This is a genomic window from Pseudarthrobacter sp. AG30 (assembly GCF_003116525.1).
Taxonomy (GTDB): Bacteria; Actinomycetota; Actinomycetes; order Actinomycetales; family Micrococcaceae; genus Arthrobacter.
Window position 1 is genome coordinate 58,287 of sequence record NZ_QEHL01000001.1, and the last position, 26,884, is coordinate 85,170.

At 67.1% G+C, this 26,884-nt stretch carries 27 protein-coding genes and 1 tRNA gene; 14 read left to right on the forward strand and 14 right to left on the reverse strand.

Annotated features, from left to right (window positions below; translation table 11 throughout):
* Positions 1–24: 24 nt before the first annotated feature.
* From DC347_RS00280 to DC347_RS00300, 5 genes are all read right to left on the reverse strand, one after another.
* Positions 25–819: an anti-sigma factor gene (locus tag DC347_RS00280; protein WP_018763212.1), complete on the reverse strand. Its 795-nt coding sequence runs from the start codon at positions 817–819 to the stop codon at positions 25–27.
* The gene (locus DC347_RS00285) at positions 806–1,384 is read right to left on the reverse strand and encodes an RNA polymerase sigma factor (protein WP_109044033.1); all 579 of its coding nucleotides are present in this window, start codon (positions 1,382–1,384) and stop codon (positions 806–808) included. Before DC347_RS00285 ends, DC347_RS00280 begins: the two co-directional genes overlap by 14 nt.
* Before the next feature lie 50 nt (positions 1,385–1,434).
* A complete protein-coding gene (locus DC347_RS21875) occupies positions 1,435–2,196 on the reverse strand; it encodes a class F sortase (RefSeq protein ID WP_240617654.1) in 762 nt (253 codons plus the stop codon).
* Positions 2,197–2,309: 113 nt separating this feature from the next.
* Positions 2,310–3,146, reverse strand: coding sequence for a DUF4397 domain-containing protein (locus DC347_RS00295; protein ID WP_109044034.1), 837 nt, complete (start codon positions 3,144–3,146; stop codon positions 2,310–2,312).
* A gap of 118 nt (positions 3,147–3,264) precedes the next feature.
* Positions 3,265–4,278, reverse strand: coding sequence for a LacI family DNA-binding transcriptional regulator (locus tag DC347_RS00300; RefSeq protein WP_109044035.1), 1,014 nt, complete (start codon positions 4,276–4,278; stop codon positions 3,265–3,267).
* A 132-nt stretch (positions 4,279–4,410) separates the two neighbouring features.
* On the opposite strand from DC347_RS00300, the gene DC347_RS00305 reads away from it, so the two are divergent.
* On the forward strand, positions 4,411–4,752 hold the full coding sequence (locus DC347_RS00305) for a YciI family protein (RefSeq protein ID WP_109044036.1): 342 nt from the start codon (positions 4,411–4,413) through the stop codon (positions 4,750–4,752).
* 164 nt (positions 4,753–4,916) lie between these two features.
* Here the strand turns inward: DC347_RS00305 and DC347_RS00310 are convergent.
* Positions 4,917–4,989, reverse strand: a tRNA-Lys gene (locus tag DC347_RS00310).
* Between the two features lie 208 nt (positions 4,990–5,197).
* Here DC347_RS00310 and DC347_RS00315 point away from each other — a divergent pair.
* From DC347_RS00315 to DC347_RS00325, 3 genes are all read left to right on the forward strand, one after another.
* On the forward strand, positions 5,198–5,857 hold the full coding sequence (locus DC347_RS00315; RefSeq protein ID WP_018763206.1) for a hypothetical protein: 660 nt from the start codon (positions 5,198–5,200) through the stop codon (positions 5,855–5,857).
* A 303-nt stretch (positions 5,858–6,160) separates the two neighbouring features.
* Complete coding sequence (locus DC347_RS00320) at positions 6,161–6,778, forward strand: DUF47 domain-containing protein (protein ID WP_026264994.1); 618 nt, start codon at positions 6,161–6,163, stop codon at positions 6,776–6,778.
* Between the two features lies 1 nt (position 6,779).
* Positions 6,780–7,790, forward strand: a complete 1,011-nt coding sequence (locus DC347_RS00325; RefSeq protein ID WP_109044037.1) for an inorganic phosphate transporter — start codon at positions 6,780–6,782, stop codon at positions 7,788–7,790.
* Between the two features lie 25 nt (positions 7,791–7,815).
* Here the strand turns inward: DC347_RS00325 and DC347_RS00330 are convergent, their stop codons facing one another.
* The 5 genes from DC347_RS00330 to pstS all read right to left on the reverse strand — a co-directional run bounded on the left by DC347_RS00330 (position 7,816) and on the right by pstS (position 12,438).
* Positions 7,816–8,214 carry a hypothetical protein gene (locus tag DC347_RS00330; protein WP_109044038.1) on the reverse strand — a complete coding sequence of 133 codons (399 nt, stop codon included), beginning with the start codon at positions 8,212–8,214 and terminating at the stop codon, positions 7,816–7,818.
* A gap of 94 nt (positions 8,215–8,308) precedes the next feature.
* Complete coding sequence (gene pstB / locus DC347_RS00335) at positions 8,309–9,088, reverse strand: phosphate ABC transporter ATP-binding protein PstB (RefSeq protein WP_018763202.1); 780 nt, start codon at positions 9,086–9,088, stop codon at positions 8,309–8,311.
* Positions 9,089–9,167: 79 nt separating this feature from the next.
* Positions 9,168–10,280 carry a phosphate ABC transporter permease PstA gene (pstA, locus tag DC347_RS00340; RefSeq protein ID WP_018763201.1) on the reverse strand — a complete coding sequence of 371 codons (1,113 nt, stop codon included), beginning with the start codon at positions 10,278–10,280 and terminating at the stop codon, positions 9,168–9,170.
* Positions 10,281–11,213: a phosphate ABC transporter permease subunit PstC gene (pstC, locus tag DC347_RS00345; protein ID WP_018763200.1), complete on the reverse strand. Its 933-nt coding sequence runs from the start codon at positions 11,211–11,213 to the stop codon at positions 10,281–10,283.
* Positions 11,214–11,316: 103 nt separating this feature from the next.
* The gene (pstS, locus tag DC347_RS00350) at positions 11,317–12,438 is read right to left on the reverse strand and encodes a phosphate ABC transporter substrate-binding protein PstS (protein ID WP_018763199.1); all 1,122 of its coding nucleotides are present in this window, start codon (positions 12,436–12,438) and stop codon (positions 11,317–11,319) included.
* Positions 12,439–12,689: 251 nt separating this feature from the next.
* On the opposite strand from pstS, the gene DC347_RS00355 reads away from it, so the two are divergent.
* The 3 genes from DC347_RS00355 to DC347_RS00365 all read left to right on the forward strand — a co-directional run bounded on the left by DC347_RS00355 (position 12,690) and on the right by DC347_RS00365 (position 17,117).
* Positions 12,690–13,817, forward strand: a complete 1,128-nt coding sequence (locus DC347_RS00355) for an aromatic acid exporter family protein (RefSeq protein ID WP_018763198.1) — start codon at positions 12,690–12,692, stop codon at positions 13,815–13,817.
* A 126-nt stretch (positions 13,818–13,943) separates the two neighbouring features.
* Complete coding sequence (gene radA / locus DC347_RS00360) at positions 13,944–15,317, forward strand: DNA repair protein RadA (protein WP_018763197.1); 1,374 nt, start codon at positions 13,944–13,946, stop codon at positions 15,315–15,317.
* Positions 15,318–15,428: 111 nt separating this feature from the next.
* Positions 15,429–17,117, forward strand: a complete 1,689-nt coding sequence (locus DC347_RS00365) for a cell wall metabolism sensor histidine kinase WalK (protein WP_018763196.1) — start codon at positions 15,429–15,431, stop codon at positions 17,115–17,117.
* A gap of 17 nt (positions 17,118–17,134) precedes the next feature.
* Here the strand turns inward: DC347_RS00365 and DC347_RS00370 are convergent, their stop codons facing one another.
* On the reverse strand, positions 17,135–17,374 hold the full coding sequence (locus DC347_RS00370; RefSeq protein WP_018763195.1) for a hypothetical protein: 240 nt from the start codon (positions 17,372–17,374) through the stop codon (positions 17,135–17,137).
* Positions 17,375–17,490: 116 nt separating this feature from the next.
* Here DC347_RS00370 and DC347_RS00375 point away from each other — a divergent pair, with 116 nt between their 5' ends.
* The 4 genes from DC347_RS00375 (at position 17,491) to DC347_RS00390 (ending at position 21,694) form a co-directional block, all read left to right on the forward strand.
* Positions 17,491–17,979, forward strand: coding sequence for an NUDIX domain-containing protein (locus DC347_RS00375; RefSeq protein ID WP_109044039.1), 489 nt, complete (start codon positions 17,491–17,493; stop codon positions 17,977–17,979).
* Positions 17,980–18,082: 103 nt separating this feature from the next.
* Positions 18,083–18,967 carry a LysR family transcriptional regulator gene (locus DC347_RS00380; RefSeq protein WP_109044040.1) on the forward strand — a complete coding sequence of 295 codons (885 nt, stop codon included), beginning with the start codon at positions 18,083–18,085 and terminating at the stop codon, positions 18,965–18,967.
* Between the two features lie 161 nt (positions 18,968–19,128).
* Positions 19,129–20,043: a 5-dehydro-4-deoxyglucarate dehydratase gene (gene kdgD / locus DC347_RS00385; RefSeq protein ID WP_109044041.1), complete on the forward strand. Its 915-nt coding sequence runs from the start codon at positions 19,129–19,131 to the stop codon at positions 20,041–20,043.
* A 37-nt stretch (positions 20,044–20,080) separates the two neighbouring features.
* A complete protein-coding gene (locus tag DC347_RS00390) occupies positions 20,081–21,694 on the forward strand; it encodes an aldehyde dehydrogenase (NADP(+)) (RefSeq protein WP_109044042.1) in 1,614 nt (537 codons plus the stop codon).
* Between the two features lies 1 nt (position 21,695).
* Here the strand turns inward: DC347_RS00390 and DC347_RS00395 are convergent, their stop codons facing one another.
* The gene (locus DC347_RS00395; RefSeq protein WP_018763190.1) at positions 21,696–22,931 is read right to left on the reverse strand and encodes a beta-ketoacyl synthase; all 1,236 of its coding nucleotides are present in this window, start codon (positions 22,929–22,931) and stop codon (positions 21,696–21,698) included.
* Positions 22,932–22,941: 10 nt separating this feature from the next.
* Complete coding sequence (locus DC347_RS00400; RefSeq protein ID WP_109044043.1) at positions 22,942–24,555, reverse strand: peptide chain release factor 3; 1,614 nt, start codon at positions 24,553–24,555, stop codon at positions 22,942–22,944.
* Between the two features lie 195 nt (positions 24,556–24,750).
* Between DC347_RS00400 and DC347_RS00405 the strand changes: the two genes are divergently transcribed.
* The 3 genes from DC347_RS00405 (at position 24,751) to disA (ending at position 26,857) form a co-directional block, all read left to right on the forward strand.
* Positions 24,751–24,993, forward strand: a complete 243-nt coding sequence (locus DC347_RS00405; RefSeq protein WP_109044044.1) for a hypothetical protein — start codon at positions 24,751–24,753, stop codon at positions 24,991–24,993.
* A gap of 39 nt (positions 24,994–25,032) precedes the next feature.
* Positions 25,033–25,536 carry a 2'-5' RNA ligase family protein gene (locus DC347_RS00410; protein WP_109044229.1) on the forward strand — a complete coding sequence of 168 codons (504 nt, stop codon included), beginning with the start codon at positions 25,033–25,035 and terminating at the stop codon, positions 25,534–25,536.
* Positions 25,537–25,780: 244 nt separating this feature from the next.
* Entirely contained in the window at positions 25,781–26,857 is a 1,077-nt protein-coding gene (gene disA / locus DC347_RS00415) for a DNA integrity scanning diadenylate cyclase DisA (RefSeq protein WP_018763186.1), read from the forward strand.
* Positions 26,858–26,884 lie beyond the last annotated feature (27 nt).

Genomic DNA, 26,884 nt, shown 5'->3' on the forward strand with positions numbered 1-26,884 from the left:
TGATCCCTGCTTTTCACCAGTGGGTCAGGACGTCAACGTGCCCCTGGCGATGCTCACGCTGGAGTGTGCGGGGTTGCCATCCATTGGTTCGTCCGACACATCCACCACCGGGTACTGGGAGAGGTCCAGGCCGGTGGGCACCTGAAAGGTTCCGGACGTGGAGTTCATGACGCCCAGGCTGACCAGCCGGGTCAGGTCCGGGGCGATCAGCCACACCTCCTGGTAGCCCTTGGCTTCATCCTTGTCCAAGCTGATTTCCAGCTTGCGGGAGCCGTCTGGACCCGTCACGACCTTCGCCGACCCTGACGCTGAGTGCTGGGCCAGCGGCGCCAGCCGGGCAGCAGCAAGTTCCTGGGGCCCGGGCGGACGGTTCAACGCCCAGATGGCACCGGAAACCACCAGCGCAGCAGCGGCCGCCGTTGCCAGCAACGGGCCGGGGCGGTGCCACCACGCGGCTTTGGTCCTGCCGCCCCCGGCCCGGCCACCGAGCCGGATGACGTTCGACGGCGGCGCCGGCGCCGGCGGCGCGGCTACCCCTGACGCCACCGGGCCTTCCGCCGGCTCCTTCACAGCGAGCGGATCCTCCCGCAGTGATTCGGAAAGGCCCAGCTCCCGATGGATTCCAGCCCATACCTGGGGCCCGGGCACGGCCAGGCGGCCGACGTCGGGGGATGCCTTCACGGCATCCACCGTGCGGCGAAGGGCGGCAAAGTCATTCGCGCACTCGGGGCAGGCCGCAAGGTGATCGCGGCCCTCCGGGTCCTCCCGCCCCTCATAGAGTGCCAGGAGGCTCAACTGTTCCGGATCAAGATGCGGCATGGTCTACCTCCAATCTGCTGCGTAGATGCGCCAGGCTCCGGCGGATGTGGCTCTTGACCGTACCAAGCGGGAGCCCGAGCTTTCGTGAGATCTGCTCGTGCGTCAGGTCCTCGTAGAAGGCCAGTTTCATGATGGACCCCTGCGGCTCGCCGAGCCTCTCCAACTCCCCGTCCAGAAGCAACCGGTCCGCCAGCATTTCCGCCGCCTCCGTGCCGGTTCCGGCATCGTCCCCCATGCCGGCCCCGGCCGCGGCGAAGGCCTTGCGCGCTTCCCGGGCCGCCGCCGAATGGGCGTCGGTAATGGCGTTGCGCGTGATTCCGACGATCCATGCCGGAAGCCCGGCCACCTGGGGGTTGAAGGTGTTCCGTGAACGCCAGGCCCGGATAAAGACCTCCTGGGTCACGTCGTCGGCGGCCGCACGGTCCGGAAGGGAGCGCAGGGCCAAGGTTTGCACCAAGGGCGCGAACTCGCGGTAGGCCGCTGCCAGCGCGTTCTCGTCCCCGGCCAGGAAAGAATCGGTCAGCGTGTCGTCCCACCCGCGGGAGGCCTGCCCGGGAAGCGTCACAGGCAACTCCTTCCCGGCTTCGGTGCACGAGTCAAGCGATTGGCCACCGATCATGCAGGAACCGCGGTGACAATCACATTGTCGCTGTAGTCCATCCGCTCGTCCAGCCACCTGCCGCCACAGGTGACCAGCTTGAGTTCGTGCGGGCCGGACCGGCGGAACAGGGCGCCGCCGTCGAATTTATCCTTGGCCATCATTTCCACTCCCACCACCCGGTAGGTAACCGGCGGGGCTCCGTCCCGGCCCACCCGGATGACGGTCCCGGCAGCGAGGGACTTCAATGCCGAAAACGGCGCCCGGTCCGAGGTGGTGTCGATATGGCCGGCAATGACGGCGGTTCCCTCCGCCGCGCCGGGGGCCGGACCGAATTTGTACCACGACGCCCGGTTGAAGGCCTCAGGAATTTCCATCACTCCCTCTGCGGAAACTCCCCCGGGCACCACCGGCATATCGATGGCCGTGCCCGCCACGGTCAAGGAGGTGGGCGCGGACACGGCCGGAGCTGCGGGCGCAGTGGCGGGCCGGACCGGGATACCCCCGGCAGGAGGAACAACCGGGCGGACGGGAACCGCAGTTCCGCCGGGACCGGTGGGAGTGGGCTCTTGTCCGGAGAGCGCCGGACCGGGAGAACCGGTCCCTGGCGACATCGTTGCCATCGGGGGGACCGCTTCTCCCCCTGGGTTGCCGGCTCCTCCGGAGCTGCCCAAACCGCAGCCGGACAGAACCAGCGCGGCAGCCACCAGCGCGGCGGCCCCGCCACCTGCCGCATGGCGCCGGCGGCAGCCCGGTGCCGTCGTCGAGCTTGCCGTCATTCCCAACGCCTCCCTTCCACTGTGCTTGTTGACCTTGCCAGGACCAGCCCAAGGGGCCCGTCCTTTGACGGGCCGGGCCCCTTGCGCTTACGTCCTTCGCGGATTCCGCGAGGCTACTGCCCCGCCCTCCGGGCACGGACCGTGCGGGCCGCGCCTATCGCGCCCGCGAGGAGGGCCAATGCTGCCAGTCCGAATCCGGCCGTGGCTACGGCAGTACCCGCTCCGCCGGAACTCGCCGAACCGTTAAGCGCACCCGGCACCGAGCCCGGCGCCGAATGCAGGCCCTCGATGGTTTGCACGGCAAGTTTCAGGTTCTGGTCAGCCAGGCTCCCCCAGGCATAAACGATGGTGTGTGTTCCCTCGGCCACCGCCACGTCCGCCGGGCCTATCACCGGAGTGGTGGTGCCCGTGGCGGCCACTGCGGCCGGGACGGTGCCCGGATCGAGGGTGAGTGTCTTCTCGTTCGGCTTGGCCAAGTTGGTGATCACGGGGGTGGCGCCGGCCAGCACATCGACGGCCGGGGCAGCGGCGGCATGCCTGACTGTCAGTTTGCCTTTTCCGGCCGGGATCTGGGACACATCATTGGTGAAGAGGCTGGCTGTCGGCTTGCCATCCGCACCCAGGTGGGCCGCGGCAGTGTAGTTCCCGTTGGCCGCAAGGTTGACGCTTACGGGACCAATGGCGGGTGCGGACGCGTCGGCGGCATCGGCCGCGGTGATCGCAATTTCGTAGCTGCCGGCCGGAAGCGCGAGCGGCCCGGCTAGGGTTCCCGGGGTGAAGTCATCAAGGGTACGGTTTCCGTTGACCCAGACGTCAACGGTCAGTCCGGGGACCCCGTGCAGCACGGAAAGCTGCGCGTCCCCGTCGGCTGCCTGGGCGGGACCGGCCAGAGCGATTGCGGCTGCAATGGCTGCTGCACCGGCGCCTGCGGCGAAGTATGTTTTGCGCATGTCCATCTCCTTGAACGGCCCGGCTGGCGGGCATTTTCTGCTGACACTCCTACTACCGGCCCAACCCCGGATTTGGATGCAGATTCATGGAGTTTTTTTGGTTCTGCGCGCTCCCCGCCTACGCGGGGGCGGCGGTGCTGGCCCGCACCACGAGCTCGGGCGGGACCACAGTTGAACTGACAGCGGCGCCGGACTCGATTTCCTTGAGCATGATGTCCATGCAGCGCCGTCCGAGTTCCTCGAAGTCCTGCCGGACGGTGGTCAGCGGCGGCGTGAAGTACCCCGCTTCCGGCTGGTCGTCGAAGCCCACCACGGAGACGTCGTCGGGCACTTTGATCCCCGCTTCCGTGAAGGCGCGCAGCAGGCCCAAAGCCATCTGGTCGTTGCCCACGAAGATGGCCGTCGCGGTGCGCCCGGACGCCAGCTTGCGGCCGATCGCGTAGCCGCTGCCTGCGCTCCAGTCCCCTTCCACCAACAGCGACTCCTCCAGCCCGGCCTCCCGGAGCGCGGCGCGCCAGCCCTCCGCACGCTCGGCGCCGTCAGTCCAGTCCGGCGGGCCCGCGATGTGCCCGATCTGCCGGTGGCCTTCCTTGATGAGATGTTCGACGGCGAGCCTGGCTCCCGCGCGCTGGTCCACCATCGCGCCGCTCACCGAGGCACTGCCGGCGGAGCCCACAGCCACCACGGGCACGGGAAGGTTCATCTGTTCCAGCACGGCCAGGGTGTCCGAATGCGGTACCAGCACGGCGATACCGTCCACGGCCTGGTCCATGAAATGGCCCACCGCGTTGGATATGGCGTCCCTGCCGACTTCCCGCAGCGCGGCGATACTGACGAAGTAGCCGGCGTTGCGTGCTGCCTGCTCGACGCCCAGGAGGGTATTGGCAGGGCCGTACTGCGAGAGTTCGCTGGCCAGCACGCCGATGGTCTGCGAGCGCCGGGTGACCAGGCTCCGGGCAGCGGTATTGCGCCGGTACCCCAGTTCGGCAATGGCCGCCTCCACCTTTTCCCGCGTCGCCTTGCTGACGTTGGGGTGGTTGTTCACCACCCGGGAAACGGTCTGGTGGGAGACGCCGGCTACCCTGGCCACGTCTTCCAGGCGCGGCATCCGGCCCTTGCTGGTATTTGCCATGTGCCTATTGTGCCTTTCGGCCGCGGCGGCAGCCTGTTTTGCAGCGCCAGCGGTGGGAACAAATCCTTGCGCGGCCCCCTGGTGATCGGAAGGATGAAGGTGATCCGCGCCTGCAAAGAAGGAGCCCGCCCAATGACCAAGTACCTGATCTCGTTCCCCAGTGGCGTCATGGACATCCCCGACGGCGGGCTGCAGGAAGTTGCCGACGCGGCCCATGCGGTGGTCCAGGAGGCAAAGGAAGCCGGTGTCTGGGTGTTTGGCGGGGGCATCGACGAGAGCGTCCCGCCCGTGATGGTCAGCGGCGACGGAGCAGTGCGCGAGGGCACCTACCCCCAGACAGCGCAGATCGAGGGCGGCTACACAATACTGGAGTTGCCCACGTACGACGCCGCCCTCCACTGGGCCTCCAAGATCGCCACCGCCTGCCGCTGCGCCCAGGAAGTGCGGGCCTTCCAATACGATCCCGCCAGCTGAACGCCGAACACGGCAGGCACTGGGGCCCTGGAGCAGCGGTGGAGCTGGCGTTCCCATCTCGTTCCGTGGCGGGATACGGCGCAACGGGATAGTCGTGCGAGCCTGAATCCAGGCTTAAAAGGAAAAGGCCCGCCTCACGGCGGACCTTCAAAACCTTCTGTGGGTGGGCCCTGTGGGGCTCGAACCCACGACCCACGGATTAAAAGTCCGATGCTCTACCAACTGAGCTAAAGGCCCCTGCCGGTCGGTCAGACACGCTGTGTCGTTCCGCCCGGCCCAATCCATTTCTGGACGTTAATACTCTAACCCATGGTTCCGGCGTCTTTCGCACCTGGTCCGGGAGCCGCCGTCGTGCGCTTGTCCGGGACCAAAGGCACTTTCTGCGGGGACCGGGCGAACGCGAAGACGCTCGATTTCCGCTGCGGCACAGGAGTAGCGTGGGGGCATGAGCGAGCAAGCAGGAACCAGCCCCTACGGCGGCAGCAACCGGCACCACAAACCAAAGCCGTTCGCCCCGATGGATTTCGAGCCGTTCGCCGGCGGCGCCGATCCCGCCCGCGTCTCGGAGGCCGCCCACCTTGCCGCGCAGGCGCTGGTCCGCCACGGCCGGGACAGCGACGATCCCGTCATTACCGAACGCCTGGTGAAGCTCGCCGACGAGCAAGGCCTGGATGCCATTGCCGAGATGTGGGCCGAAAGCCCGGCCCGCTCCCTGCCCGGTGCGCTCTGGCGGCTCTACGCGCTACGTGCCGCCACCGTCCGTGACCCCGAGCGGATATCTGTCTACTTCCGGGCCGGCCGGGACACGGCACAGGTGTCCAACGTGGTGGCCGGTGCCGCCGAGCCGCCGGGCGCTGATGAAATGCGCACCATGGCGGACGCCATCCTCTCAGGCGCGTTCGACGGCGATTTCGACGTCGCGCTGGAACGCTCGGCAGCTTTCTGCCGGGTGGTGGCCCTCGGCCAGGCCACGCTCGCGGACGGCGCCGAGCACGCCAATGAGGCCCACGCCAGCAAGCTGACCCGCAACTCGCACCAGCTGGTCAAGACCGCCGAAGACCTGGAACACGCCGCCAACGCGTGGCGCCTGGGCGAACTCGATTAGGCGCCGCCCTGATATTTTCCGCACCCGCGAACGGCCGGCTGTCAAGATTGACTTGGGCGGGGCTAAGTAGAAGACTGAAGCCGGTGCCGAGCCGCGAAACCCCCGGGCTTCAACAATTAGCCGCCTAGAGCGGCCTACCGCCGAGAGGCGTATCCGGTTCGGCACCATTTTTCTGCCCTCGTCCCGGCAGCCAATTCAAGGCACACTCTTTCGGGCCGGTAGAGTAGGCGACAGTTGCGCGTCGGCGTCAAGTCACACGGCAGCAACGCCCGCCTTGAACAGTCCCCGGAGACCGGTAAACACGTGAAGCTGCGCCTTTTTCCCCAGGAGCCCGCAGGGCTGAACCTCCTATCGCAGATGGCACAACAGATCGTGCTGGCCAGCGCAACCCTGGCCGAAATCCTTGGCGTACCCGCGGACGAACACGGCAAGCTCGTAGATCACATGCACAACCTCGAGGCCAAGTCCGCCGAGCTGCATTTCGCGCTGCTGACGCACATGCGCTCCAGCTTCGTGAACCCCCTCCCCCGCGAGGACATGTACGCCCTGTCCCGCTACCTCAACGAGGCCATGGAGAAGATGGACGCGGCCGCGGAACTGGTGGCCCTGTACAAGCTGGACCGCCTGCCCAAGCGGGCGGCCGACCAGCTGGAGATCATCAGCCGGCAGGCGGAGCTGACGGTTGATGCCATGCGCCGGCTCAATGACCTGGACGACCTCGAGGATTACTGGATCGAGATCCTGCGCCTTGCAAAACGCGCCGAACGCACCCACCGGGTGTGGGTTGCCGACATGATCGCCGACATGAAGTGGGCGCAGTACTCGCGCAACCGGGACATCGCCAACCAGCTGGTGGAGGTAACCAAGGACATGCGGCGGGTGGCCACCCAGGTAGGCAGCATCATCGTCAAGGAATCCTGACGTGGCCGCAGCCATCTTTGCTGGGGTGGTCCTGCTGGCCGCAGCGTTTGCCTTCCTGAACGGCTTCCGTGATGCCTCCACCTCGGTTGCCCTCGCCGTGCGGAACCGCGCACTCACGCCCAGCGTGGCCGTGCTCCTGGCTGCGTTCTTCAACTTCGTGGGCGCCCTGCTGAGCGCGATGCTTGCCGTTGCAGCCAGCCGGACCTGGATCAATCTCCCGGCCGGCCCGGGCGGCCTCGCCATACTGGTGGCCGGCCTGGCCAGCGCCTGCGCCTGGGGCCTGCTGATGTGGCGCCGCGGCATCCCCGCCTCCTCCACCCATGCCCTGGTGGGGGGACTCGCAGGGGCGGGACTGGCCAGCCTTGCGGTGGGAGGCCCTGGGGTGGCGGGCGTGGACCAGTCGCTGCTGTTCCAGGTGGTCCTCCCGCTGGTGCTTTCCCCGCTCGTGGCCTACAGCGGATCCTTCCTGCTGGTCTATCCGGCCACCTGGGGAGCGCGCTACACCCAACCCAACGTGGTGAACCAGCGGTTCCGGAGGGCGCAGGCGATTGCCGCCGGCGCGGTGGCTTTCGGCCACGGCCTGCAAGACGGGCAGCGGGTCAGTGCCGTGCTGTTGCTGGCCCTGCTTGCGGCAGGGTACGCCGACGGCGGGATCCCCATCTGGGTGGCCTTGCTGTCGGCGGTGATGATGACAGCCGGGACGTTGTTCGGAGGATGGCGGATCTCGTACACCATCGGCTACAAGATCACCCGGATCGATCCCCTGCGCGGCTCCGTGGCGCAGACCTTCAGCGCGCTGATGCTCTTCGTGGGCGCCATCGGGTTGCACTGGCCGTTGTCCACCACCCACACCGTCACGGCGGGCACCCTGGGCGCGGGCGAGAACCAGCACTTTTCCGTGACCAACCGGAAGCTGGTCATCAGGATCATCTGGCTCTGGGTCCTGACGCCGGTAGCCACCTGCGCCTTGGCCTTCGTGCTGGCGCTGGCGCTGTCACCGCTGGCCAGGTAGCCGGGAACCGAAGAAGTGCGTGGCCCTAGATGGCAGCGGGTGCTGCGTCAGGGCCCAGCAGGATCGCGGCCAGCTCTTCGGCAGACAGGTTCGCCGCCGTGCAAAGTTCATCCCGGGCGACACCCGCAGAAGAAGCCTTCCGGACCGCCTGGCGCAGCGCTTCGAGGGCGCTGTCCAACTCCCACTGCTTGCCCTCGAGGTAGGAGCTGGTCCGCCACACCTCCGTGAGCACATCCTCCGCATCCCCGGCCGCCGCTATTGCCTCCGGGTCGATTTGCGGGACGAGCGGCCCACCCCCAAGGGTGGCGGCGAGTCCGGCGGCCGCGTCAAAGTCCTGCACGTGCACGGCGGGCTTCGCCGGTGCGCCCGCAGCGGGTACGGAAACCGTAAGCTGGGGGCCGGGGTTGCTGGCCGTCTGCGTCATGGCAAAACTCCTAAAGCTGGCTTACTACTAGTTTCAAAAGTATCTAGTTCAGCGTACTAAATGCTGTCGGAGTTCGCCACCACGGAGCAGCTGCCTACCCGAAGCGTCCCGAGACGTAGTCTTCGGTGGCCTTCTGCACCGGGTTGCTGAAGATGGTGTGGGTGTCACCGTACTCGATCAGCTTGCCCGGCTTGCCCGTGCCGGCAATGTTGAAGAAGGCCGTCTTATCGGAGACGCGGGCGGCCTGCTGCATGTTGTGGGTCACGATCACCACTGTGTACTGGTCCTTGAGCTCATTGATGAGGTCTTCAATGGCCAGGGTGGAAATCGGGTCCAGGGCGGAGCAGGGCTCGTCCATCAGGATCACCTGCGGCTCCACGGCGATGGCGCGGGCGATGCAGAGGCGCTGCTGCTGGCCGCCGGAGAGGCCGGAGCCAGGCTTTTCGAGCCTGTCCTTGACCTCGTTCCAGAGGTTGGCGCCTTTGAGCGAGCGCTCCACCAGGACATCGGCCTCGCCCTTGGAGATCTTCTTGTTGTTCAGCTTGACGCCGGCCAGCACGTTGTCGCGGATGGACATGGTGGGGAACGGGTTGGGCCGCTGGAAAACCATTCCGATCTGGGAACGGACCGTCACAGGGTCCACGCCGGGGCCGTAGAGGTTGTCGCCGTCCAGCAGCACCTCGCCTTCCACGCGGGCGCCGGGGATGACCTCGTGCATGCGGTTCAAGGTCCGCAGGAACGTGGACTTGCCACAGCCGGAGGGGCCGATGAACGCGGTGACGGACTTGGCCTCGATGTTGATGCTGACGTCCTCCACGGCGAGGAAATCGCCGTAATACACGTTCAGGTCCTTGACGTCGATGCGCTTAGACATGGTGTTCCTTCACTTACTGGGTATGGGTTGAAGTCTAGGATCCGCCACGGTGGGACGGAAGGCCGGGCCGGCGGCCTGGTTACCGGCCGGTCTTGGGGGCGAAGATCCTGGCGATCAGGCGGGCCGCCAGGTTCAGGACCATGACCAGGATGATCAGCACCAACGCCGCGCCCCAGGCCCGCTGCGAGGACGGATCCGGGTTCGATGGCGAGGTGGGGTTCAGGATCTGGGTGTAGATGAACGTGGGCAGTGATGCCATCCACCCGCCGAAAACATTGGAGTTGATGCTCGTGGCAAAGCCCGCGGTGACCAGGATGGGTGCCGTCTCGCCGATGACCCGGGCGATCGCCAGGGTGACGCCGGACGCGATGCCGGAAATCGCCGTCGGGATGACCACCTTGAGGATGGTCCGCCACTTGCGCACGCCCAGGGCGTAGGCGGCCTCGCGCAGTTCGTTGGGGACAATCTTGAGCATTTCCTCGCTCGAGCGGACCACCACGGGGATCATCAGGACAGAAAGGGCGACGGCGGCCACGGCACCGGTCTTGGTCCCCGGGCCCACCACCACGAAGAAGAATGCGGCGGCAAAGAGGCCGGCCACGATGGAGGGGATGCCGGTCATGACGTCCACGAAGAACGTGATGGCCTTGGCCAGGCGGCCATCGTGGCCATACTCCACCAGGTAGATGGCCGTGAGCAGCCCCACGGGTACGGAGATGACGGTGGCCAGCAGGGTGATCTGTACGGTGCCCAGGATCGCGTGGTAGATGCCGCCCATGACCGGGCCGCCACCCTCCACGGCCTTGTTGTCGAACGCGCCCGTGACGCCGTTCATGGAGGTGGTGAGGAAGCCGGGATCCAGGAGTCCCGGAATGCCGTTCACCAGTACCGTCCAGATCACCGAAACGAGCGGCAGGAGGGCCACCAGGAATGAGCCAACCACCAGGCAGGTGGCCAGCTTGTCCTTGGCCCTGCGGGAACCTTCCACCGCTGCGCTCCAGGACACCAGGCCGATGGCGAAGAGCAAGGCCGAGACCACTCCCCACCCGAACGCATTGAAGCCGATCAGGGCAAGGATGGCTGCGCCGACGATCAACGCCGCGGCAAGGACGGCGTAGGGGGCGTATTTGGGCAGCTGGCCCTTGGTGAGCGCGGACCGCTTGCTGCGGACCGGGGTAAGCGTGGAGGTCATTTAGTTGGCTCCCGAGAATTCTTTGTGCCGGGTGATGACCCAGCGGGCGATCATGTTCACGGCCAGGGTGATGACGAACAGGACCAGGCCGGCGGCGATCAGGGTGCTGACCTTGATGCCGCTGGCTTCCGGGAAGTTCAGGGCGATCTCGGCCGCGATGGTCTGGTTGCCGGACTGGATCAGGCTGGCGGTCAGGGCGCCGGAGGACAGGACCAGGGCAACGGCCATGGTTTCGCCCAGTGCGCGGCCCAGACCCAGCATGATTGCGCTGATGATGCCCGGGCGGGCGAAGGGCAGCACGGCCATCTTGATCATTTCCCAGCGGGTGGCACCGAGCGCCAGTGCGGCCTCCTCGTGCAGCTTGGGGGTCTGCAGGAAAATCTCCCGGGACAGCGAGGTGATGATGGGCAGGACCATGACAGACAGGACGATGCCCGCAGTGAGGATGGTCTTGCCGGTGGTGGAGGCGGGGCCCTGGAAGATGGGAAGCCAGCCCATGTTCTCCGCGAGCCATCCGTAGGCGGGAGAGATCTGCTTGGCCAGGAACGCTGCGCCCCAGGCGCCATAGACCACGGAGGGGATGGCGGCGAGCAGGTCCACGACGTAACCGAGTCCGGAGGCGAGCCGGCGCGGCGCGAAGTGCGAGATGAAGAGGGCTACTCCGATGGCCACCGGGGTGGCGATCACCAGCGCGATGACGGCGGCGATCAGGGTCCCAATGACAATGGGCCAGATGTAGGCGAAGAAGCCCTGTCCGCCCTGGATCTTGTCGGCGGGAGCGGTCAGCGCGGGAATTGCCTGGACCACCAGGAAGAGTGCGACGCCGAAGAGGACGGCGAGGATCAGGCAGCCGGCGGCCAGTGCGGCCCCGGAGAAGACTTTGTCCCCGGTGCGTCCGGCGCCCTGTGAACTGGTCAGGGAGGTGGCGGTCATTCGACGGCCCTTCGATTCGTTGCTGGATTAAGGAAGCAGGGTGCAAAGCCAAGTTCCCCGCACTGCCTTCCGGCAGGCGGGGAACCCGGTTTTGCGGCGATGGTTAGGACTTGACCTTGATCGAGTCGATGGCCTTGGCGGCCTTGGCTGCGAGGTCGGAGGACAGCGGAGCGGACTTGGCCGAGTCCGCGGCGGCCTTCTGGCCCTCAGCGGAAACTACGTAGTGCTCGAAAGCCTTGACCAGGTCAACGGTCTCCTGCTTGTCGTACGTGGTGCACAGGACGTGGAAGGACACCAGGACGATCGGGTAGGCGCCGGCGATGGTGGTCTTGCGGTCCAGCTTGATGGAGAGGTCGTTCGCGGCGCGGCCGTCAACGGGCTTGCCGGCGTCCACTGCCTTGGCGGCGGCATCGGCGGAGATCTTGGTGAAGGAATCGCCCACCTTGATCTGTGCAACGCCCAGCTTGCCGCTCACGGCGGAGTCGTCGGCGTAGGTCACGGCGCCGGGAGTGTCCGTAACGGTCTTGACCACGCCGGAGGTGCCCTTGGCGTTCTCGCCCTGGAGGCTGGCGGGCCAGACACCGGCGGCCTTGTCCGTCCAGACGTCGGAGGCTGCGGCGGACAGGTAGTCCGTGAAGTTCTGGGTGGTGCCGGAGTCGTCCGAGCGGTTCACCGGGGTGACCTTGAGGTCGGGCAGCGAGACGCCCGCGTTGAGGGCAGCGATCGCGGGGTCGTTCCACTTGGCGATCTGGCCGCGGAAGATCTTGGCGACGGTGGTGGCGTCCAGCTTCAGGTCGGTGACACCGGGAACGTTGAAGGCCACGGCGATCGGGGAGATGTAGACGGGGACGTTGATGGCGCCGTCGGGGCCGCACACGGACTTGGAGGAGGCGTATTCGTCATCCTTCAGGTAGGCATCCGAACCGGCGAACTGGGCCGAGCCGTCGAGGATTGCCTTGCGGCCGGCACCGGAACCGTCCGGGGAGTACTGCACGCTGGCGCCGGAGTTGGCGGAGGCGAAGTTCGTCTTCCATGCGTCCATGGCCGCACCCTGCGCAGAGGAACCGATGCCGGTCAGCGTGCCGGTGACCTTGGTGCCGGACGAAGCCTGGTTGCCTGCGGGCGCGGTGCCCGTGGCGTTGTCTGAACCGCAGGCGGACAGCGCGAGTGCGCCCGCAGCGATAACAGCGATAGCCGCGTGGCGGCCGAAGCGAAGTGCCTTCACTAGATGTACCCCTTCCAGGGTTATTCAGGTGCGGGACAGGGACGGAGAACCCTGCTGCGCGATGCGTACGTTGTGTACCTTCAAGAAAGTTATGGGCCGCAGGTAACGGGATGGGCTGTCCAAAGTGAACGGATGATTAACGACGGCGGGATATTGGCTGACAAATGCCGGGTCACCATTGCGCAGATCACATCCGCAGCCGTAGTGGAGCCGTGCCCGGCAGTGGACGGGCACTGAATAGACTTGACCGCATGGCCATCCCAGCAGGACTCTCAGCAGGCCGGCGGTTCCTGCGCACCCGCATCCGGACCGGGCTGATCCGCAGCCGCAACTCCTTCGTCCCAGCCATCCAGATGACCATCTGCGCCGTCGGCGCCTACGCTTTCGCGGAGTACGTCCTGGGCCATTCCGGGCCCCTGTTCGCCGCCACGTCCTCGCTGATCGCGCTCGGGTTTTCCCGGGAGCCGCGGCTGCGCAGGGTGATGGAGGTGGGCCTGGGCTGCACCATCGGCATCGCCGTGGGCGACCTGCTCCTGCACTGGCTGGGCGGCGAAATCTGGGTGGCCGCCGTCGTGCTTCTCTTCTCCATCCTGCTGGCCCGGTTCCTGGACAGCGGAAACATCTTCACCACCCAGTTGGCACTCCAGTCGCTGCTGGTGGTGCTGCTGCCGGCACCGTCCGGGGGCCCGTTCACCCGGAGTATCGACGCCGTGGTGGGGGGCCTGTGCGCGCTGCTGGTAACCATCCTGGTGCCCAAGGACCCCCGCCGTGAGCCACGCCGCGACGTCCAGAAACTGCTGCATGAACTGGCCGAGGTCCTGCGTGAATGCGCAGGTGCGCTGGCGAACAGCGATTCCACGCAGGCGTGGCACGCGCTGATCCGCGGCAGGAACTGCCAGCCCCTGGTGGATGCCATGCGGCAGTCCCTTCGGGCGTCAGGGGAAGTGGCCACGCTGGCGCCGGCCTACCGGCGGCACCGCGACGAGCTGGAACGGCTGAAGCAGTCGCTGGACTTCATCGACCTGGCGCTGCGGAACAGCCGCGTCTTCGCGCGGCGGCTGACCAGCGCCATCAACCACACCGCCCTCTCGGACGAGGCAACGGACAGCATTGCCGGGGTGCTCCAGGAGACGGCTGCCGCCATTGATGAGCTCTCGCTGGGCCTGGCGGAAACGCACGACGGCGTCCGGCGCGCCCACCTGCGCACGGCCCGGCGCGACCTCAGTGAGATAGCGCTGCGGCTGCACCCGAAGCTGTTGGAGGTCCAGCGGCTGGAGGGCGAAACGGTGGTCATGCTGTTCCGACCCCTCATGGTGGACCTGCTGGAAGCAGCAGGCATGGACGCGGCCGAGGCACGGGACATCCTGCCCGCGCTGTAAGAACCGGTGGCTAAGCCTGGGCCCACGGCCGCAAGGTGCCCCGGCCGGGCTTGCGAGGTCAGCGGGCGCGTGGGGACGAAGGCCGCGTCGACGCTGATGTCAGTGGCCGCCGCTAGGGTTGAACCCATGGCAACAAAGACTTCCCGGGCATCAAAGGCGCCCGCCTATAAATGCGCCGAATGCGGCTGGACCACCGCCAAATGGGTGGGCCGCTGCGGCGAGTGCCAGGCGTGGGGCACCGTCGAGGAAACGGGCACCGCGGTGGCCCGGACCACGGCCGCCACAACGGTGCTGGAACCGGCGCGTCGTATCGCGGATGTTGACGCCACTACGGCGGCGTTCCTGCCCACCGGCGTGGACGAGCTGGACCGCGTCCTGGGCGGCGGGCTGGTTCCCGGCGCGGTGATCCTGCTGGCGGGTGAACCCGGCGTGGGCAAGTCGACGCTGCTCCTGGACGTGGCGGCCAAGTTCGCCCGGACAGCCCAGGACGTCCTCTACGTCACCGGGGAGGAGTCGGCAGCCCAGGTGAAGCTGCGCGCGGAGCGGATCGACGCCGTCGCGGAGTCCCTCTACTTGTCCGCGGAGACAGACTTGGGCCAGGCACTGGGCCAAGTGGAACAAATTGAACCGCGGCTGCTGATCGTGGACTCCGTGCAGACCCTCAGCAGCGCGGACGTTGATGGCAGTGCCGGCGGCGTTTCCCAGGTGCGCGAGGTGGCGGCATCGATCATTGCCGCGGCCAAGCGGCGGAACATGACCACTTTGCTGGTGGGGCATGTCACGAAGGACGGTTCGATCGCCGGGCCGCGGCTCCTGGAACACCTGGTGGATGTGGTGTGCCAGTTCGAGGGCGAGCGGCACTCCCGGCTGCGGATGCTGCGCGCCGTGAAGAACCGGTACGGACCCACCGATGACGTTGGCTGCTTCGACCTCAACGAAAACGGAATCGAGGGCCTCGCCGATCCCAGCGGGCTGTTCGTCAGCCGCACCAAGGACCCTGTTTCGGGCACTTGCATCACGGTCACCATGGAAGGGCGCCGTCCCCTGCTCGCCGAGGTTCAATCACTCCTGGCCGAAAGTCCCAACGCGCAGCCGCGCCGGGCCACCAGCGGCCTGGACAGTTCACGGGTGTCAATGCTGCTGGCGGTACTGCAGCAGCGAGCGGGAACCATGCTGCACAAGGACGATTCCTACGTCGCCACCGTTGGCGGCGTCAAGCTCAGCGAACCGGCCACGGACCTCGCCGTGGCCCTCGCAGTAGCATCGGCGAAGGCCCGTAAACCGCTGCCCATCCGGCTGATTGCTTTTGGCGAGGTGGGGCTGGCCGGCGAAGTCCGTCCGGTACCGGGGATCAACCAGCGCATCCAGGAGGCCCACCGGTTGGGATTCACGCACGCTGTGGTCCCCGCCAGCCACACGGGGCCCGGTCCCGTGCCCGCCGGTTTCTCGGTGCGGGAAGTGGAACACCTGACGGAGGCGCTGAGCCTTTTGATCGGGTGACCGCATGCCAATAAACCCGCCGCCCACCGTGAGAACCTGCATTCACCCGGGTACTGTGGCTGCAGGACCTTCTTGCAAACGGAGGCATGACATTTCTGTGCTGGGGGCAGCGTGGTAATCCGGGAACCGCAGGGCACCACCGATGTGCCCGGCCTGGCGCGCAATGCGCTGCCCGAACCAGTGGTGTCGGACCGGCTTGACGGGCTCTTCGGTGGGCTCAGCGCCCGGCAACGGGTGATGGCCAGCCAACTGCCCGTCAGCCTGACCGTGGCACTGGTGGTGGTGGCGGCCGCCGTGTTCAGCCCGTGGACCCTCACGGACAGCAGGTTCCTGAACGCTTTGCTGTTCCACCTGGCGATCGCCGCAGCGTGCGTCGCCGTCCCGTGGGGACGGCTCCCGTCCGGAGCATTCGCCGTCATCCCGCTTCTTGACTGCTTCGCCATCGGCTTTACCCGCGAGGCCGGCGGGCCCCCGTTCAGTGTCCTGAGCCTGACGCTGGTATTCCCCGTCATTTGGCTCTCGGCCCAGGTCCGGCCGTACATGCCCGCCCTCGCCATTGCCGGGACCGTCCTCAGCACCGTGGTCCCGGCAGCAGCACTGGGGTCGCCGCCTGTGGCCGGCTCGATGATCCGTGTCCTCATCCTGCCCCTGGTCATGTCCGTTATGGCCGTAACCGCGCACGTGGTGGCCACCACCATCCGCCGGCACCGGACCAAGCTGATGGACAGCGAGTATCACCTTGGCCGGACGCTGGACGAAAGCGTCCGGCGCCAGAACCTGCTTGATGCAGTGCTCGGCGCCGTGGGCGTGGGCGTGTGGGTGGTGGACCGCAACGGCAACACGGTGCTGACGAACAAGACCCTGCAGTCCGATCCTGCGCTGGCCGGCCTTGTTGGAGTGGGCGGCGGACATACCCAGTTGCTGGCGGCAGACCGCACCACGCCTGTTCCGGCCGGTTCACGTCCTGCTGAGCGCGCCGCCGCCGGGGAAGCGTTCATGGACGAGCTCTACTGGGCCGGGCCGGCGGACGGCCAGCGCGCCTATTCAGTGAGCTCACATGGCTTTCCTGCTGCCGGCGGCCAGGAAGCCGGCGGGGTCATCACTTTCGCGGACGTGACCGACCTGATCAGCGCCCTGGCTGCCAAGGACGACTTCGTGGCCACGGTTTCGCACGAGCTGCGGACTCCCCTGACCTCAATCCTCGGCTACCTCGAACTGGTCCTCGACGAGCCTGGCCACGACGACATCCGCGCAGAACTGCTGGTGGTCCGGCGCAACGCTGACCACCTGATGGGCCTGGTGAACGACCTCATTGCCGTGGCCTCCGAACGCGTGGAGCTGTCCCTGGAGGAGACGGACCTTGCCCAGCTGGTGAGCCGCGCGGTTGACGCCGCACTGCCCCGCGCGGCCGGGAACGGCCTGCAGGTGAAGCTCGAGGTGGAACAGCCGCTCCCGGTGCGCGCAGACCCGGCCAGGATCAGCCAGGTCCTGCACAACCTGCTGTCCAACGCCGTCAAATACTCCCCGGACGGTGGGCTCATCACCGCCACCGCTGCCAGGACCGAGGCCGGGCTGGTTTGTTCCATCACGGACACCGGCGTGGGCATGAGCGAAGAAGAGCAGGAGCAGGCATTTACCAAGTTCTTCCGCTCCGCGCGCTCGCGGTCCACTGCCATACCGGGGGCAGGCTTGGGATTGCCGGTCAGCAAGACCATCGTGGAAGGCCACGGCGGATCGATCAGCCTGGCCAGCGAACCCGGTTCGGGCACCAGCGCCACTTTCATCCTGCCGGAATCATGAGCCGCCCGGGGCGGCGATCAGGAACCGGAGCCGGTCAACCAGTTCGAGACGTCACTGCGCAGCACCATAAGGGGCCCGCCGGTTGAGCTGACGTTGCCGTTTGCCACGTAGTAGCCGCGGCCGGATCCCGTTCCCCCGGCGGCACGGTCCAGCGCTTCCACCAGGTGCCGCGGCAGGTGGCCCTGCGGACCCAGGCTGCGGAGTTCAGCAACTTCCTCCGGCGTGAGCCGTCCCAAAACCTCAGCAATATTGGCCATGACCGGGTCCCTTCGAGCAGAGTGCCTGAAGGAATAACCTAAAGCAGGGCCGTGAATACCACGTTAACGGCGGACGGCGATTGAGCGTCGTCAACAACAGCCGGGAAGGAACCCAAATGCCGGTTCGAAGTGCAGGCATCCTGCTGTACCAGCGGCCTCAGGGCGACGCGGCCGGCCCCGGCGATGGGCTGCAGGTGTGGATTGCCCACATGGGCGGCCCGTTCTGGAGCAGTAAGGACGCCCATGCCTGGTCCATCCCCAAAGGGGAGTACTCCGACGGCGAGGATGCACTGGCCGCGGCGCAGCGCGAATTCGCCGAGGAAATGGGCGTCCCCGCCCCTGGCGCCGAATACCGCCTGTTGGGTGAATTCCGGCAGTCGTCGGGAAAAATAATTACCGTCTTCGCAGCCGAGGCCGGATTTTCACCGGAAGCCATCCGCAGCAACACCTTCCCCCTTGAATGGCCTAAGGGATCGGGAAAGATCCAGCACTACCCCGAGATCGACGACGCCCGGTGGTTCCCGGAGCAAGAGGCCCGGCTCAAACTCGTGAAGGGCCAGCTGCCCGCCCTGGACGCGCTGCTCCAGGACCTTTCACCGGCCTAGGCAGGAGCCCGCAGCTGTTCCTTGGCCCGGCCCTGACGGCGGCCACTGACATTGCGATGCCCGGCTAAGCTAAGTCGTTACCTTTTGATACCCGGAGGGCATCATGTTCACGTTCGACCAACTGGCCGGCTTCATCGCCGTAGCGGAGGAGCTGCACTTCGGCAGGGCTGCCGAGCGGCTGAACATGACGCAGCCTCCCCTGAGCCGGCAGATCCAAAAGCTGGAGAAGATCGTCGGGGCCGAGCTGCTGGAGCGGGACAACCGCAAGGTGGAGCTCACCTCCGCCGGCCGGACGTTCCTGGACGAGGCCCGACGGCTCATGGCGCTGGCCGAACGCGCACCTGCAACGGCCCGCCGGATCGCGTCCGGACGCTCGGGCGTGCTGCGGATCGGTTTCACGGCAGCCAGCGGCTTCAGCATTCTTGGCCCCGTGCTGGACGAGCTGTCACGCGTCATCCCCGACGTCGATATCGAGCTGCAGGAACTGGTCACCGGCGAGCAACTTGCGGGGCTGCTGACCGGCGAACTGGACCTGGGCCTCGCCCGCCCGCCCTTCGACCAGGCCACCTTTGACTCGCGCCTGCTCTACCGGGAATCCATGGTGCTTGCCGTACCGGAAGGTCACCGGCTCGCACTCCTGGACCGGCCGGTCACCGCGGACGACCTCAACGACGAGCCACTGATCATGCATTCCCCCACCCAGGCCCGATACTTCTACGACCTCGTCGTCCGCATGGTCCCCGTCCGGCACGCCAACGTGGTGCATACGGTCAGCCAGATCCTCACCATGGTTTCGCTGGTGGCCGCAAAGCGCGGACTGGCCTTCGTTCCCCACTCGGCCACCACGCTGGGCATAGACGGCGTCGGCTTCCTGCCACTGGCGGGCGGGAGCCGCGAGCCAGTGGAACTGCACGCCCTGTGGAACCGGCGGATCACCAACCCCGCGCTCTCCCGCCTGCTCCGGAACCTGGAATTCGCCACGGAATAACTGCGCTTCCCGGGTCCGGCACAAGGAACGCGGATTCATTTTGCCATGCCTCAAAGGTATCAAAGCATCCAAAAAAGCACTTGGACAGGCATCAATGGCGGTCCCTAGGCTGGAGAAAACCACCCAAACCCGCCGCCCGCGGCAACACACCGGAGGACCCCATGGCAAGGTACACACCCCAGGAACTGGCGGACACCCTCAAGGAAGGACTGCTGTCCTTTCCCGTCACCTCGTTCGATGCAACCTTGGCGTTCGACGAGGAGAACTACCGCAAGCACCTCGCGTGGCAGGCAAGCTTCCCGGTGGCCGGCCTGTTCGCTGCCGGCGGCACCGGCGAAGGCTTCTCCCTCACCCCGGCCGAATCGGAACGGGTGGTGCGCACCGCCGTCGACGAAGTGGGAGCCCGGGTCCCCGTGCTGGCATCGGCCGGCGGGTCCACCGCCCAAGCCATCGAAAACGCCAAGGCGGCAGAAGCCGCCGGCGCAGAAGGCATCCTGCTGCTGCCGCCCTACCTGACCGAAGCAGACCAGGAAGGGCTGGCCGGGCACGTCAGTGCCGTCTGCCGCGCAACCTCGCTCGGCGTCATCATCTACAACCGCGCCAACGCCATCTACAAGGACACCACCGTGGCAACCCTGGCCGAACGGCACCAGAACCTGATCGGGTTCAAGGACGGCGTGGGAGACCTGGAACATGACGCCCGCGTCTACGCAAAGCTCGGTGACCGGCTCTTCTACCTGGGCGGCCTGCCCACCGCGGAAACGTTCGCCCTGCCCCTGCTGCAGCTGGGGATGAGCACCTACTCGAGCGCCATGTACAACTTCGTCCCGCAGTTCGCGCTGGATTTCTACCAGGACGTCCGCAACAACGACCGCGCCGCCGTCAACAAGAAGCTCAACGAGTTCGTGATCCCCTACCTGGACATCCGCGACCGTGTGAAAGGCTACTCGGTGTCCATCGTGAAGGGCGGCCTGGACGCCATCGGCCGGTCGGCAGGGCCGGTGCGCACGCCGCTGCAGAACCTGGCTCCGCAGGACCTCGCGGACCTCAAAGCCCTGATCGCCACCGTTTCCTGAGAGACAAACAGCACCACTCCCACCACAGGAGGAACCCATGAACCTCACCGGACATTCACTCATCGCCGGCCGGACGGTTGCCGGCGACGGCAAGACCACCAACGGCTTCGATCCGGCCACCAATAAGGCCCTGGAACCGGCCTATTCCCTGCTCACCGCGGAACAGCTCGCGGCCGCAACGGCCGCAGCCGCCGAAGCGTTCCCGTCCTTTCGCGCCCTGGACCCGGAAACCCACGCTGCGTTCCTGGAAGCCATCGCGGACAACATCGACGCCATCGGGGATGAACTCATCACCCGCGCCGGGCAGGAAACCGGTCTGCCCGCAGCCCGGCTCACCGGTGAGCGGGCCCGCACCACCGGCCAGCTGCGCCTGTTCGCCGGCGTGGTCCGCCAAGGCGACTTCCGCGGCGTCCGGATCGACCCCGCCCTCCCCGACCGCACACCGCTCCCCCGCGCAGACATCCGCCAGCGCCAGATACCGCTCGGCCCGGTGGCCGTGTTCGGCGCCAGCAACTTCCCGCTCGCCTTCTCGACGGCGGGCGGAGACACTGCCTCGGCCCTCGCCGCAGGCTGCCCGGTCGTCTTCAAGGCCCACAACGCCCACCCCGGCACCAGCGAACTCGTGGGCCAGGCCGTCAGCAAAGCCGTCAAGGAAGCAGGACTGCATCCCGGCGTCTTCTCCCTGATCTACGGTCCCGGCTCCAGCATCGGCCAGGCACTGGTCGCCGACCCCGCCATCAAGGCTGTCGGCTTCACCGGGTCCCAGACCGCCGGCCTCGCCCTGATGCGCACCGCCGCCGCGCGCCCGGAACCCATCCCGGTCTACGCGGAAATGTCCTCCCTGAACCCGGTGTTCGTTTTCGAGGGCGCCCTCGCCGGCAGCCCCGAAAGCATCGACGCCCTGGCCCGGCAATACGTCGCCTCCGTCACGGGCAGCTCAGGCCAGCTGTGCACCTCCCCCGGCCTGCTGTTCGCCCCCGCAGGCGAGCCGGGAGACAAACTCGCCGCCGCCGTCGGACGCGCCATCGCCGCCAGCACCGGCCAGACCATGCTCACCGAAGGCATCGCCGCGTCCTGGAACACCGGAACCGAAGCGCTCAGCTCGACCGCCGGCGTCGAACTCATCGGCCAGGGCTCTCCCGGCACCACCGAAAACGCCCCGGCACCGGCCATCTACGGCACCGGCGTGGACCAGTTCACCGGCAACCCCATCCTGCACCAGGAAATCTTCGGTGCGGCGTCCCTGGTGATCCGCTACAAGAGCATCGAAGACCTGCTGCAGGCTGCCTCCCGGATAGAGGGCCAGCTCACCGCATCCCTGCAGCTCACCGAACCGGACTACCCGACGGCGGCACGGCTGATCCCCGTCCTCGAACAAAAAGTGGGACGCATCATCGTCAACGGCTGGCCCACCGGGGTGGAAGTTGGCCACGCCATGGTCCACGGCGGCCCCTTCCCGGCCACGTCGGACACCCGCACCACGTCGGTGGGAACGCTGGCCATCAACCGCTTCCTGCGCCCGGTGGCCTACCAGGACCTGCCCCAGGAACTGCTCCCCGAGGCGTTGCAGGACGCCAACCCCTGGCACCTGAACCGGCGGATCGACGGCGAGGTCGCCCCCGCCGAAGCGGAAGCCGCGCTGGGCGCGTAACTTACGCGCCCGTTATCACCAAGGCCACGCTGTGGCCGCCAAAACCGAAGGCATTCACCAGCCCTGCCGGGGCAAATCCCGGCGGAAGGCGGTGGGTGCCTTCGGTGATGACGTTGAGGTCCACGTCGGGGTCCTGCTCCTCCACGTTAAGCGTTCCCGGCACCTGGCCGGTCCGCAGGGCTTCGAGGACCACGACGGCGGCCAGGGACCCGGCACCGCCCAGCAGGTGGCCGGTGTGCCCCTTGGTGGAGGTGACCGGCACGTCGGCGCCGAAGACGGCGTTGATGGCCTGGCCTTCCAGCCGGTCACCAACGGGAGTGGAGGTGGCATGCGCATGGATGAACCCGATGTCCGCCGGCTGCATCCCGGCCGAGTCAAGCGCCTTCTGCATGACCCGGCGCTGCATGGCGGGGTCCGCGGCCACGATGTCGTTGGCGTCGGAGGTCACGGCCCCGCCGGCCACGGCACCCAGCACGGCGGCACCGCGCGCACGTGCGTGTGCCTCACTTTCCAGCACCACCACTGCGGCGCCTTCTGCAAGCACAAAGCCGTCCCTGCCGCCGTCGAACGGGCGGGAGGCGCGCTGCGGATCGCCGGTGCGCGTGGACAGGGCACGGATCTGCGAAAAGCCGCTGATCACCAGATCGTTCACCGAGGCGTCCACCCCGCCGGCAATCACGACGTCGGCGGCACCCGAGCGGATCATTTCGGCAGCCTGCACAATCGCCTCAGCCCCTGACGCGCAGGCGCTCACGGGCGTCCGGGCGCCGCCACGGGCACCAAGGTCGATGGACACCCACGCGGCGGGGCCGTTGACCATGAGGCGGGTGAGGGTGTGCGGGGACACCTTGCGCGGGCCGGAGCGTCCCAGCGCGCGGTCCTGCTCCAGGGTGGAGCCAAGGCCGCCGTAGGCGGACCCGATCACCACGGCGAACCGCTCCGGGTCCACGTCCGGGGTGCCCGCTTGGGTCCAGGCTTCCCGCGCCGCGACCAGGGCCAGCTGGCCGCAGCGGTCCATCCGTTTCATTTCACGGGTGCCCAGGTGCTCCGAAAGGTCCGCCGTGACCTGCCCGGCGATCTTGACCGGCAACTGCTCCGCCCAGTCCTGGGTCAGCTCCGCAATCCCTGAGCGCCCGTCCAGCAGCGCCTCCCAGGTTTCCTTCACGGTGGAACCGAGCGGGTTGATGGTTCCGGCGCCGGTGACCAGGACGCGTGGTTGGACAGGCATGTCAGGCATCGGAGCCGCCTTACTTCGCCGGGTTGTGCGTGCCGATGGGCAGCAGCGTCAGGTCCGGATGGTTCTTCTCGATCCGCCGCAGCGCCCAAACGTCATTGAACAATGCGAGGTATTCGCCGTCGGACCGCAGGAGCACCTCCGCGCCCGGAACGTTGGCCAGGGCAGGCATAGCGTCCGCCGTCGAAATCCGGGCCAGGGAGTACGGCAGGCGCTCCAGGCGCATGGGAGCGCTGAAGTCGTGCGCCATGCGGTCCTCCACCACCTCGAACTGCATCGGTCCGACGGCGGCGAGCACCGGTGCCTGGTCGCCGCGCAGGTCGGAGCGGAGGAGCTGGATGACGCCCTCATGCTCGAGCTGTTCGATGCCGCGGCGGAACTGCTTGAACTTGCTGGGGTCCTTGGACCGTGCCACCTGGAAGTGTTCCGGGGCGAACAGCGGGATGGCCGGGTATTCCACTGCTTCGTCAAGGAACAGGCTGTCTCCCACCCGCAGCGAGGAAGCGTTGACCAAGCCAACCACATCGCCGGGGTAAGCCTCGTCGATGACCTCGCGTTCGCGGCCGAAAACCTGCTGTGCGTACTTGGTGGCGAATGATTTTCCGGTGCGGGTCTGGGTGACCACCATCCCGCGCTCAAAGACGCCGGAGCAGACGCGGATAAAGGCCACGTGGTCCCGGTGCGCCTTGTTCATGCCGGCCTGGACCTTGAACACGAAGCCGGAGAACGGCGCTTCCACCGCTCGGGGGTTGCCGTCGATGTCCGGCCGGGGAGCTGCGGGCGGAGCGAAATCCACCAGGGCGTCCAGCAGTTCCTTGACACCGAAGTTGAGTGCGGCCGAACTGAACAGGATGGGGGTGGCCTTGCCGGCGTGGAAGGCATCGACGTCGAACTCAAGGTTGGACTCGATGACCAGTCCGGCCTCATCCACGGCGTCGGACCAGTTGCTGCCCTGGTTTTCGGCGGCTTCCTCCGGCGTGAAGTATTCCGTGATGGCGATCTGGGCGCCGGCATTGTTCCGCTGGAACCGGGCAAAGCGGTCGTTGCGGAGGTCCCAGACGCCGCGGAAATCGCCCGAGATGCCCACGGCCCAGGTCAGCGGCATGGGCTGCAGGCCGGTGCGTTCGGTGATTTCATCCATCAGGGCCAGGGCGTCCAGGCCCGGGCGGTCCCACTTGTTGATGACGGTGATGATGGGCAGGTTGCGCTGCTTGCAGACGTCGAAGAGCTTCATGGTCTGGGTTTCCAGGCCCTTGGCGGCGTCCACCAGCATCACTGCACAGTCGACGGCGGCGAGCACCCGGTAGGTGTCCTCGGAGAAGTCGGCGTGGCCGGGGGTGTCCAGCAGGTTGATGACGGTGTCCCGGTAGGAGAACTGCAGCGCCGCAGAGCTGATGGAGATACCGCGGTCCTTTTCCATCTGCATCCAGTCCGAGACCGTTTCCCGGCGGTTGGCCTTGCCGCTTGAGGCGCCGGCCGTGCCGATCACCTTTGCGTGCAGGGCCAGCGCTTCGGTGAGCGTGGACTTACCGGCGTCCGGGTGGGAAATGACGGCGAAGGTCCTGCGGCGGCCCGCTTCCTTGTGAATCTCGGAGATCCGGGCGGGGGTCAGGACATCTTGGGACACGGTGCTACTTTCGCTGCGGTTGTGGCTGCCCAGGGGCCTGTCGGGTAGTGCGCTGCGACTCAAGGGCGGGGAATGTCATTGGCAAGCGGCCAAAGTACAAGTTTATCGCAGGGCCGCAAACGGGAGCCGTTCCGCTTAACGAGTGCGAAACCGGACGTTCAAGGCCACGAAATGCGTACCGGCTAGCTTGGGCGGATGATGCACGGTCCCACCTTCTCCGGCAACCTTTTCTTCGATCCGCTGGCAACAAACCTCGGCAACAACCTCGCGGCAGGCCTGGCCACCGCCGGAACTGCCGACCCGGCTCCCGCCAGGCACCCCGGGGCGGCGCGGAAGCGCGGTGTCCAGTCGGCCGCCGAACACAAGGCGCTCCGGGCAGCCTCCCTCTCCAAAGTCAGCCGCGACCTGGAGCGGATGCTCAGGGAACGTAAACGCTGACGTTCCCACCATCGTGCCGCGGAACGGCATGATGTGTTCATGCGCAGCATCGAGCTGGTCTTCGATGACCCCACCGATTCCCTGGTCAGGGCCGACTGGGCACGGCTTGCGGCTGCCGGCCTCCCCAGCCTGGCGGCGCACACCTCCCGCAGCAACAGCCCGCACATCACGCTGGCTGCAGGCGCAGGGCTGGAGACCGGTCCGGATGGGCCGTGGGACCAGCTGCCCCTGGACGTGACGTTCTCCGGGGCAATCATTTTCCCTGCGGGTACGGGGAAGTACGTCCTGGCCCGTTCGGTCCTGCTGGATCCCGCCCTCTTGGACCTGCACCGCGCGCTGCACCGGGACGTGTCCGGGGCGCTTCCACTGACGCGTCCGGGAGCCTGGACGCCGCACGTCACCATTGCCCGGCGCATCGCCGGGCCCCAGCTCGGAACAGCGATGGACCTGCTGGACCTGCGGATCGAGGGCCGGTGCACCGGCGCCAGGCTTTGGGACGGGAGCACCAGGACCGTGACGCCCCTGGCCAACGGGTCCTCCTGAACAGGGCCCGGAGCCCGGGCCAACGCAGGGCAAAGTGCCCTCCCGGGACCGGCCGCAGCGCCCACTTTCCCTCCTGTTCCAAGCACCCCCCAATGAGGCACTTTGGGGCTTGCCCGTGCGGAAGTGGCGTTTCTTACCCCTATCATTGAGCTTGCGGGAATCAGCGCACTTTTTGATCCTGCCGGCCAACTGCGGATGCCGGCATTCCCGCGGCCGGCGGTCCGCACCTTTGAAGGGAAACACCATGGCGCGGAGCCCCGAAGAATCGCTGCGGGCCACTCTGGGCAGGGTAGCCCCCGGAACGCCCCTCCGCGACGGCCTGGAACGCATCCTCCGCGGGCGTACCGGTGCGCTGATCGTCCTGGGCTCCGACCGGACCATCGACTCCATCTGCTCCGGCGGTTTCGATATCGGGATCGAGTTCTCGCCCACCCGGCTGCGGGAGCTGGCCAAGATGGACGGCGCCATCATCTGCGACAAGGACGCCGGCAACATCCTGCGGGCCGCCGTCCAGCTGGTCCCGGACTCAAGCATCGAGACACAGGAATCCGGAACCCGCCACCGCACGGCCGAGCGGGTGGCCAAACAGACCGGCGTCCCGGTAATCTCCGTGAGCCAGTCCATGCAGATCATCGCCCTCTACGTCAATGGCCTCCGGCACGTCCTGGAAGGCTCCGAAAACGTCCTGGCCCGCGCCAACCAGGCCCTTGCCACCCTTGAGCGCTACCGCGCCCGGCTGGACCAAGTCACCAGCTCCCTTTCGGCCCTGGAAATCGAGGCGATGGTGACGGTGCGGGACGTGGCCGTGACCTTGCAGCGGCAGGAAATGGTCCGCCGCATCTCCGAGGAAATCTCCCAGTATGTCCTGGAACTCGGCGAGGACGGCCGGCTTCTGTCCCTCCAGCTCGACGAACTCACGGTGGGCCGGGGCCCCGGCAGCGACGTGATCATCCGCGACTACGCCAGCCCCAACGCCTCCGCGGAGGACATCGAGAAGGCCGTCAGTGAACTGGTGAACCTGGGGCCAACGGAATTGATCGACCTGGGCAAGATTTCGGCGATCGTGGGATTCGCCGGCGGCGAGGCCAATCTCGATGCCGTCGTGCAGCCGCGCGGCTACCGGCTGCTGTCCGGCCTGAAGGCAGTTCCCAAGGCCGTGGCGGACCGCCTGGTGGACCATTTCGGTGGCCTGCAGTTCCTGATGGCCGCCACCATCGATGACCTGATGACCGTGGACGGCATCGGCGACCAGCGCGCCCGCACGGTCCGCGAAGGACTGAGCCGGATGGCCGAAGCAAGCCTCCTGGACCGCTTCCTCTAAACACGAATCGAGCTCCCGCGCACCGGG